At 43.9% G+C, this 262-nt stretch carries 1 pseudogene; it reads right to left on the reverse strand.

The window, feature by feature from the left end:
• Positions 1-262: pseudogene (locus CWB75_RS19040) on the reverse strand (replication endonuclease); the annotation flags it as partial.

Raw genomic sequence — 262 nt, forward strand, 5'->3', positions numbered from 1 at the left:
CCCAATCAACGCGTATGATTCGGTTAGCTGGTTGGTCGCAATATTTAGTGGCAAAGTAGGGTGATTTAGATTCACTGCGGCTAACCTCGCCAGTAATAAGGTCAACAATATCGGGCAATTGGTAGTGAATGCGTAACGTTTGGTCTTTGCGTTTAACTTGTACGCCACCCATAGCAAGGCAATATGCTTTCCAATCTGATGATTCACCAGCTTGGGGTACCTTCAGAAGTGCGTATTTTGAAACTGTGTCTAGTGTTGTATT

This window comes from Pseudoalteromonas sp. S1608 (assembly GCF_005887265.1).
Taxonomy (GTDB): Bacteria; Pseudomonadota; Gammaproteobacteria; order Enterobacterales; family Alteromonadaceae; genus Pseudoalteromonas; species Pseudoalteromonas undina.